The organism is Clostridia bacterium (assembly GCA_019683875.1).
In the GTDB taxonomy this organism is placed as follows: domain Bacteria; phylum Bacillota; class Sulfobacillia; order RBS10-35; family Bu92; genus Bu92.
The window spans coordinates 1-7468 of sequence record JADGHN010000086.1; the positions used below are offsets into that span (position 1 = coordinate 1).

At 69.1% G+C, this 7468-nt stretch carries 7 protein-coding genes; 2 read left to right on the top strand and 5 right to left on the bottom strand.

The window, feature by feature from the left end:
- The 5 genes from IRZ18_07360 to IRZ18_07380 form a co-directional block, all read right to left on the bottom strand.
- Positions 1 to 484: ABC transporter substrate-binding protein (locus tag IRZ18_07360; protein ID MBX5476919.1), on the bottom strand; the 484-nt coding region annotated here is incomplete at its 3' end.
- A 186-nt stretch (positions 485 to 670) separates the two neighbouring features.
- Positions 671 to 1570, bottom strand: a complete 900-nt coding sequence (locus IRZ18_07365) for a carbon-nitrogen hydrolase family protein (protein MBX5476920.1) — start codon at positions 1568 to 1570, stop codon at positions 671 to 673.
- Positions 1571 to 1588: 18 nt separating this feature from the next.
- On the bottom strand, positions 1589 to 3250 hold the full coding sequence (locus IRZ18_07370; protein MBX5476921.1) for an ABC transporter substrate-binding protein: 1662 nt from the start codon (positions 3248 to 3250) through the stop codon (positions 1589 to 1591).
- A 157-nt stretch (positions 3251 to 3407) separates the two neighbouring features.
- The gene (locus IRZ18_07375; GenBank protein MBX5476922.1) at positions 3408 to 4349 is read right to left on the bottom strand and encodes an ABC transporter permease; all 942 of its coding nucleotides are present in this window, start codon (positions 4347 to 4349) and stop codon (positions 3408 to 3410) included.
- Between the two features lie 21 nt (positions 4350 to 4370).
- Positions 4371 to 5309 carry an ABC transporter permease gene (locus IRZ18_07380; protein MBX5476923.1) on the bottom strand — a complete coding sequence of 313 codons (939 nt, stop codon included), beginning with the start codon at positions 5307 to 5309 and terminating at the stop codon, positions 4371 to 4373.
- Between the two features lie 441 nt (positions 5310 to 5750).
- Between IRZ18_07380 and IRZ18_07385 the strand changes: the two genes are divergently transcribed.
- Positions 5751 to 6755, top strand: a complete 1005-nt coding sequence (locus IRZ18_07385) for an ABC transporter ATP-binding protein (protein ID MBX5476924.1) — start codon at positions 5751 to 5753, stop codon at positions 6753 to 6755.
- A partial coding sequence (locus IRZ18_07390; protein MBX5476925.1) for an ABC transporter ATP-binding protein occupies positions 6755 to 7468 on the top strand: 714 nt, incomplete at its 3' end. The genes IRZ18_07385 and IRZ18_07390, both read left to right, overlap by 1 nt.

A 7468-nucleotide genomic window follows, 5' to 3' on the forward strand; every position in this document is an offset into this window, starting at 1 on the left:
CGCCCCACTTCTGGACCTCCTCCTTCGGCACGATGAACGCGAAGTTCAGCGCCATCTTGTTGCCGAAGGTGACGTCCGGCGCGGAGAGCTTGAACTGGACCGTGTACTTGTCCAGCACCTTGATCCCCGAGACCGAGGTCGCCTTGCCGTCGACGAAGTCCTGCGCGCCCTCGATGCCCGTGTAGAAGCCGGAGCCCGGGCTCTTCGTCTTCGGGTCGAGCACGCGGGTGATCGTGTAGGCGACGTCGTCCGCGGTGACCTCGCGACCGTTCTGGAACTTCACGCCCTTCCGCAGGTGGAACGTCCAGGTCGTCGCGTCCGGGCTGACCTCCGGCAGGCTCTCGGCGAGGCCCGGCACGAGGTTCGTGGTGTCGTCGTAGTCGAGCAGGGCGTCGAACACCATCTTCTCGGCCGGCCAATTCGTCCAGTCGTAGCCGATCGCCGGATCCAGCGTGGCCAGGTCGTCCTTGTAGGCGATGGTCATCGCCTTGCCGCCCGCCCCGGCGCCCCCGGCGCCGCCTTCGCTGGCCTGTCCGGCCTCGCTCCCCGGCCCGAGCGACGAGCCGCCGCAGGCCGAGAGGAACAGCGTCGCCAGGGAAAGCGCGGCGAGCAGCCGCCACAACGCCTTGCGATTCGCCAACGTCACCACTCCTTTCTCCGACTGCCTCTCTCACGCCCGGAAGAACGGGTCGTCGCCCTCGCGGAAGGAGCGCAGGAGCTCGGGGCGCCAGTCGCGCAGGAGCTTCATGGACCACTGCGCGCGGGCCACGCTTTCCAGGTCGACGTCCGCGGTGACAAGCGCCTCCTCCCGCGCCGGCCCCTTCGCGACGAAGTTGCCGAGCGGGTCGCACACGTGGGAGGCGCCGTAAAACTCGGCCGTGAACTCGCGGCCGTGCCACTCGAACCGCTCGCGCCCCACGCGGTTGCAGAGGGCGATGAACACGCCGTTGTCGAAGGCGTGGACGCGCGTCGTCTCCGGGGTGATGTCCTCCTCGTGCTGCGTCGTCACGGCCGGCCCGTTCAGGATGTGCACGACGAGCCGCGCGCCCTGCAGGGCCAGCTCCCTCGTGTACTCCGGGTACACGGCGTCCTGGCACACGAGCATGCCGACGCGCCCGAACCGCGTGTCGAAGGCGCGGATGCGGTCGCCGTGCCGGAAGATCTCGGGCTCCTCGATCACGACCGCCTCCCCCTCGCCCAGCCAGGTGTGGAGGTAGAGGGGCAGGATCACCTTGTCGTGGATCGCGCGGACCACGCCGTCGCGGTCGACGTACACCGCGGAGTTGTAGACGATGCTCTCCATGTGCGGGTGGCGCCGCGCGATGCCGCCGATGATGTCCATGCCGTGCTTGCGCGCCACCTTGCCCCACGCGTCCGTCGCGGGCCCCGGGACGGGCTGGGCCGCGTCGAGGAAGCCGTCGCCCAGCGTGTAGCCGGTGGTGCACAGCTCCGGCAGGATGACGAGGTCGGCGCCGGCCTCGCCCGCCCGCTCGAGCCACTCGAGCGAGCGGGCGAGGTTGCCGGCGAGGTCGCCGCGTTCAGGCGCGTATTGGCACAACGCGATGCGCATGTCGGCCTCGCCTCCCCGTCACTTGGTGAAGTGCAGGTTCTTCGCGTAGGCGTCCCAGTACCAGAGCGCCGAGAAGTCGTAGCCGGACACCTTCTTGTTGATCGCGAGCGTCTGCTTCGGGTAGTCGATCGCGATCATCGGCACGTCCTCGGCGATGATCGACTGCACCTGCCGCAGGATCTCCGCGCGCTGCTCCGGATCCGTCAGCCCGTTCTGCTGGTGGAGCAGCTCGTCGACCTTCGGGTTCTTGTAGAGCACCTGGTTCGAGCCGCCGTCCCCCGTGTTCGTCGAGAGGAACGTCGGGAAGAGGTTGCCGGCCGGATCCGGGAAGTCGCTGCCCCAGATGTCCATCGCCGCGTCGTAGTCCTTCTTGCCGAGGAGCTGCGTCGCCAGCTGCTGCCACGTGACCTTCTCGATCTGGATGTGGATGCCGATCTTCTCCGCCTCGGCCTGAAGCTGCACGGCCGCGCCGGTGCGGACCGGGTCCGGGTCGACGAGCAGCTTGAAGCTGAAGCCGTTCGGCCGGCTGGACTGCTTCAGGAGTTCCTTCGCCTTCTCCGGGTTGTACGAGTAGTCCGGCAGCGCCTTGTACGCTTCTTCCCACTTGCTCCGATCGCCGAGCGTCCAGAGGCCGGGCGTCACGAGGGTCGGGCCGGCCGGGTCGCTCGCGCCGTGCGCGAACTTGTCCACGATCGCCTTGCGGTCGATGAGGTAGTTCAACGCCTGGCGGATCTTCGGGTCCGTGAACGGTTCGCGGGAGTTGTTGAAGGCGACGTAGTTCACCTGGTCGCCCGTGATCATCTTCAGCGCGACGTTGTCCATCTTCTGGACGAGCGCCAGCTGGTCGGACGGGACGGCGTCGATGGCGAAGTCGATCTCGCCCGTCTTCAGCCCGGCGACGATCGTGGTGCCGTCCGGGATCACGTGGTAGACGAGCTTGTCGAGGTAGGGCCCGCCCGCCGACTTGTCCCAGTAGTTCGGGTTCTTCTTGAGCACGATCTCCTGCCCGGGCGTCCAGGACACGTACATGAACGGCCCGGTGCCCATGATGCCCTCCTCCGGCTTGCCGGCCTTCGGGTGGCTCTCCATCCACTTCTTCTCCACGACGTGCCCCGCCGTGGTAGCCGGCACGTACTGCCAGAAGGCGTCCGGTTGCTTGAGCGTCACCTTGACGGTGTAGTCGTCCACCTTCACGACCTTGTCGACGTTGCCGTACATCCAGCCCACGTAGGACGCCGTCTTGGGATCCATGACGCGCTGCATGCTGTAGACGACGTCGTCCGCCGTCATCGGATTGCCGTCCCAGAACTTGACGTCCTTGCGCAGGTGGTAGATGTAGGTCGTCGGGTCCGGGTTCTCCACGGACTCGGCCAGGTTCGGCTGGACGTGGCCCTGCGCGTCGAACTTCAGGAGCCCCTCCGTCATCTGGTCGACGACCTGGTTCGTCGTGAAGTCGTACGCGAAGGCCGGGTCCAGCGAGACGATGTCGCCCGTCATGGCGATGTTCAGCGTCCCGCCGGGCTGGATCTGCCCGCCCTGGCTGGTCTCGCTTCCGCCGGTGCCCCCGTTCTGGCCCGAGGGCGCCCCGCTGCCGCAACCGGCCACGAGCAGGCCGGCCGCCAGCAGGAGGGCCGCGGCCCTCGCGAACCTCCGCTGTCGTTCCTGCCAACGTCGCCGCAAGTGCATCTCCTCCTTCGAAGTTTCGCGCGGCCCGCCGATCGGCGGAGCCGGTCCGCGTCGTCGTTCTTGCCGCAGGTCTCCCGCGCGCCCCCGGGTCCCTTGCCGCCACCCGCCCTCGCGCGCCTGGCCGGCGCGCGGGCGGTCGCGGGCGCCGCCGTCAGCGGCGCCGCTTCGGGTCGAAGTGCGCCTGCAGGCCGTCGCCCAAGAGGTTGAAGGCGACGACGGCGAGCATGATGGCGAGCCCCGACGCCACGGCCGTGTACGGGGAGAGGATGAGGTACTCCCGGCCGTCGGCGAGCATCGCACCCCAGTCCGCGGTCGGCGGTTGGACGCCGAGACCCAGGTATGAGAGCGCGGCGAGGTCGAGGATCGCGTACCCCAGGTCGATGGTCGACTGGACGAGGATCGGCGAGAGCGAATTCCGCAGGATGTGGCCGAGCACCCGCAGGTGGCCGGCGCCGATGGCGCGCGCCGCCTCCACGTACGTCAGCTCCCGCTGCACCAGCACCACGCCGCGCACGATGCGCGAGATCATCGGCACGTACACGATCCCGAGCGCGATCACCGCGTTCGTGAGGCCACGGCCGAAGACGGCGACGATCACGAACGCCAGGAGCAGCGCCGGGAAGCCCAGGAGGACGTCCCACGCGCGCATGATGAGCGCGTCGACCCAGCCGCCGAAGTACCCGGCGACGAGGCCGAGCGGCACGCCGATGATCTCGGAGATGAAGACGACGAAGAGCGCGGACAGGAGCGTCGTCCGCGTGCCCCAGATGAGACGGCTGAGGATGTCCCGCCCCTGCTTGTCCGTGCCCAGGAGGTGGTCATGCGAAGGCGCGGACAGCGAGCTGGCCAGATCCGGCCGGTTCGGCGGGTACGGCGCCAGGACCGGCGCGAGCACCCCGACGGCCACGATGGCCGCCACCACCACCAGGGCGAAGAGATACGCCTTGTTCTTATAGAGCGGTGACGTCCTCCACCCCCGCCGCTTGGCCGCCTCGCGCACGCGGTCCTCGGCCGTCGCCGGCGATGGCCCGTCGACTTCGGGCAGCGGCGGTTCGGCGAGGGCGGTGGCGTGTCGGCCGCGGTACCATGCCATGGACGAACCTCCTCGTTGGCGTCAGTTGTAGCGAACGCGCGGGTCGATGAGCGCGTAGAGCAGGTCGACGATCAGGTTGATGACGAGGAAGACCACCACGACGAAGAGCGTCGTCCCCTGCACGATGGGGTAGTCGCTGTTCTGCACGCCGTCGACGATCAGGCTGCCGAGCCCGCCGATGCCGAACGTGTACTCGACCAGCACGCTTCCCACGAGGAGAAACCCGACCTGCAACCCGGTGACGGTGACGACCGGGATCAGGGCGTTGCGCGCCGCGTGCTTGAGCACCGCGCGCCAGTACGAGACGCCCTTCGCCAGCGCCGTCCGCATGTAGTCGGCGTTCAGCGTCTCCAGCATGCTGGCGCGCATCATCCGCGAGGTCAGCGCCACCATGTTCAGCGCCAGCGCGGCGGCCGGCAGGAGCAGGTGCGCGAGCCGGTCGGCGAAGCCGTCTCCCGTCCCGAACGCCGGCAGCCAGCCCAGGTGGAAGGCGAACAGCAGCACGGCCAGGATGCCGGTGAAGTACACGGGCGAGGCGACCCCGATGAACGCGAGCAGCGAGGCGATCCAGTCGACGACGCGGCCTTCGTGGACGGCCGCGACGATGCCGAGCGGGAACGCCATGAGGACCGTGAGGAGCATGGCCAGGCCGACGAGCTCCAGCGAGATCGGCAACCGCTGCAGGATGAGGCTCGTCACGTCCTGCTGCAGGCGGAAGCTCACGCCCAGGTTGCCGTGGAGCGCGTCGCGCGCCCAAAGCAGGTACTGTTCGACGATCGGCTTGTCCAGGTGGTACTTCGCCCGGATCTGCGCCAGCGTCTCCGGCGATGTCTGGTGCCCGCCGGCCAGGATGATGGCCGGGTCCCCGGGCGAGAGGTGGACCATGCCGAAGATGATGACGGACGTGAAGAACAGCACCGGCACCATCTGGATGACACGCTTGATGACGTACGTCTTCACGCCGCACCCTCCCGCGCGCGGCGCGGCCAATCCCCGGCGCGCCTTCTTTCTAGAGACCGCGCCAACACGGCCGTCAACGGGCCTTGTTCAGGAGACTGGACCGCGGTTTAACAGTATTGAACGGTATTTGGCCTCGGAGATTCGCCGGATCCCGGCGTTTCCCTGCTGCCGGCGCGCGCCGAACGCAGAATGTGTCGAAACGCGCCGGGCGCGTCGCAGCAGGAACGGCGACGCTTGCAACGAATTGGGCTTTTTCAAGTCGCGGGCGCAACGATTCATTGCGGTCGAATCGCGGGCGGCGCGGGCCGGCAGGGGCAGCGCCGGCACGGCCAGCGCCGGCGCGGGCCGCGCCCGCTTCGCGCCGGCGCCCCTGCGCCGGGCGCGAAAGGGGTTCGCCGGCGGGCGGCGGAATTGTTCCCGGCAAGAGTGAGGTGAGTCGCGGTGGCGCAAGGCACGCAGCAGGAAGAGCTTCTCCGCATCGAAAACCTGCACACCTACTTCAAGACGGAAGACGGCGTCGTCCCCGCGGTCGCCGGCGTGAGCTTCTCCGTGAGGCGCGGCGAGACGGTCGCGCTGGTCGGCGAGAGCGGCTGCGGCAAGAGCCAGACCGCGCTGTCGATCATGCGGCTGCTGTCGAATCAGGGGCGCATCGTCCAGGGGCGGATCCTCTTCGAGGGGACCGACCTCACCAAGGCCAGCGAGGCGACGATGCGCAGAATCCGCGGCAACCAGATCTCGATGGTCTTCCAGGAGCCGATGACCAGCCTGAACCCGGTGTTCACCTGCGGCATGCAGGTCATGGAGGCGATCCGCCTGCACCAGAAGGTGACTCCGGCGGAAGCGCGCCGGCAGGCCGTCGAGATGTTCCGGCGCGTCGGCATCCCGGACCCGGAACGGCGCATGGACGCCTACCCGCACCAGCTTTCCGGCGGCCTGCGGCAGCGCGTGATGATCGCCATGGCCCTGGCCTGCCGGCCGAAGCTCCTCATCGCGGACGAGCCGACCACCGCGCTCGACGTGACGATCCAGGCGCAGATCCTGGACCTCATGCGGGAACTGCGCGACGAGTTCGGCATGAGCATCCTCTTCATCACGCACGACCTCGGCGTCGTGGCGGAGATGGCGGACCGCGTCGTCGTCATGTACGCCGGCGAGGTCGTCGAGGAGGGCACGGTCGAGGAGGTCTTCGCGGAGCCGAAGCACCCGTACACGGCAGGCCTTCTGCGGTCGATGCCGCGGCTCGACACGCAGCGGAAGACGGCGCTGCCGGCCATCGAGGGCGTGGTGCCGAGCCCGCTGAACCGGCCGCGGGGTTGCACGTTCGCCCCGCGCTGCCCGCACGTGATGGCGCGCTGCCGCGCGGAGCACCCGGACGTCACCACGCTGGGCGACGGCCGCGTGGTGCGCTGCTTCCTCTACCCCAGCGAGAAGGAGGCGGTCTCCTGATGCCCGCATCCGATCAGGCGGCTTCCACCCGGCAGCCGGCCACGTCCGGCGCGAACGCGCTGGCGCCGCGCGCGGACGGCCACGACGCGGCGCCGAAGCCGGGCACGCCCATCCTGCAAGTCCGCAACCTGAAGAAGTACTTCCCCATCACTGGAGGCCTCCTCGGCCGGCCGCAGGGGTGGGTCCGCGCGGTCGACGGCGTCTCGTTCGAGGTGCGGGCCGGGGAGACGTTCGGCCTGGTCGGCGAAAGCGGCTGCGGCAAGACGACGACCGGCCGCACCATCCTCCGCCTGGAAGAGCCGACGGACGGCGAGATCCTGTTCGAGGGCAAGGACCTGCGCAAGCTCACGCCCGCGCAGATGCGCCGCATCCGCCGGGACCTGCAGATCATCTTCCAGGACCCGTACGCCTCGCTGGATCCGCGCATGCCGGTGGGCGAGATCATCGCCGAGCCGCTCGCCGTACACGGCGTCCCGCGCGCCCAGCGGGCGCGCCGCGTCGCGGAGCTCCTGGAGATCGTCGGCCTGCAGCCGCAGGACGGGCGGCGCTACCCGCACGAGTTCTCGGGCGGCCAGCGGCAGCGGATCGGCATCGCGCGGGCGCTCGCGCTGAAGCCGAAGCTCGTCGTCTGCGACGAGCCGGTCAGCGCCCTGGACGTGTCCATCCAGTCGCAGATCATCAACCTCTTGATGGACCTGCAGCGGGAGTTCGGC

Bases quoted from the DNA above. Each gene is read 5' to 3' on its own strand.
- IRZ18_07365 (MBX5476920.1), bottom strand. From the start codon at position 1,570: ATGCGCATCGCGTTGTGCCAATACGCGCCTGAACGCGGCGACCTCGCC.
- IRZ18_07375 (MBX5476922.1), bottom strand. From the start codon at position 4,349: ATGGCATGGTACCGCGGCCGACACGCCACCGCCCTCGCCGAACCGCCG.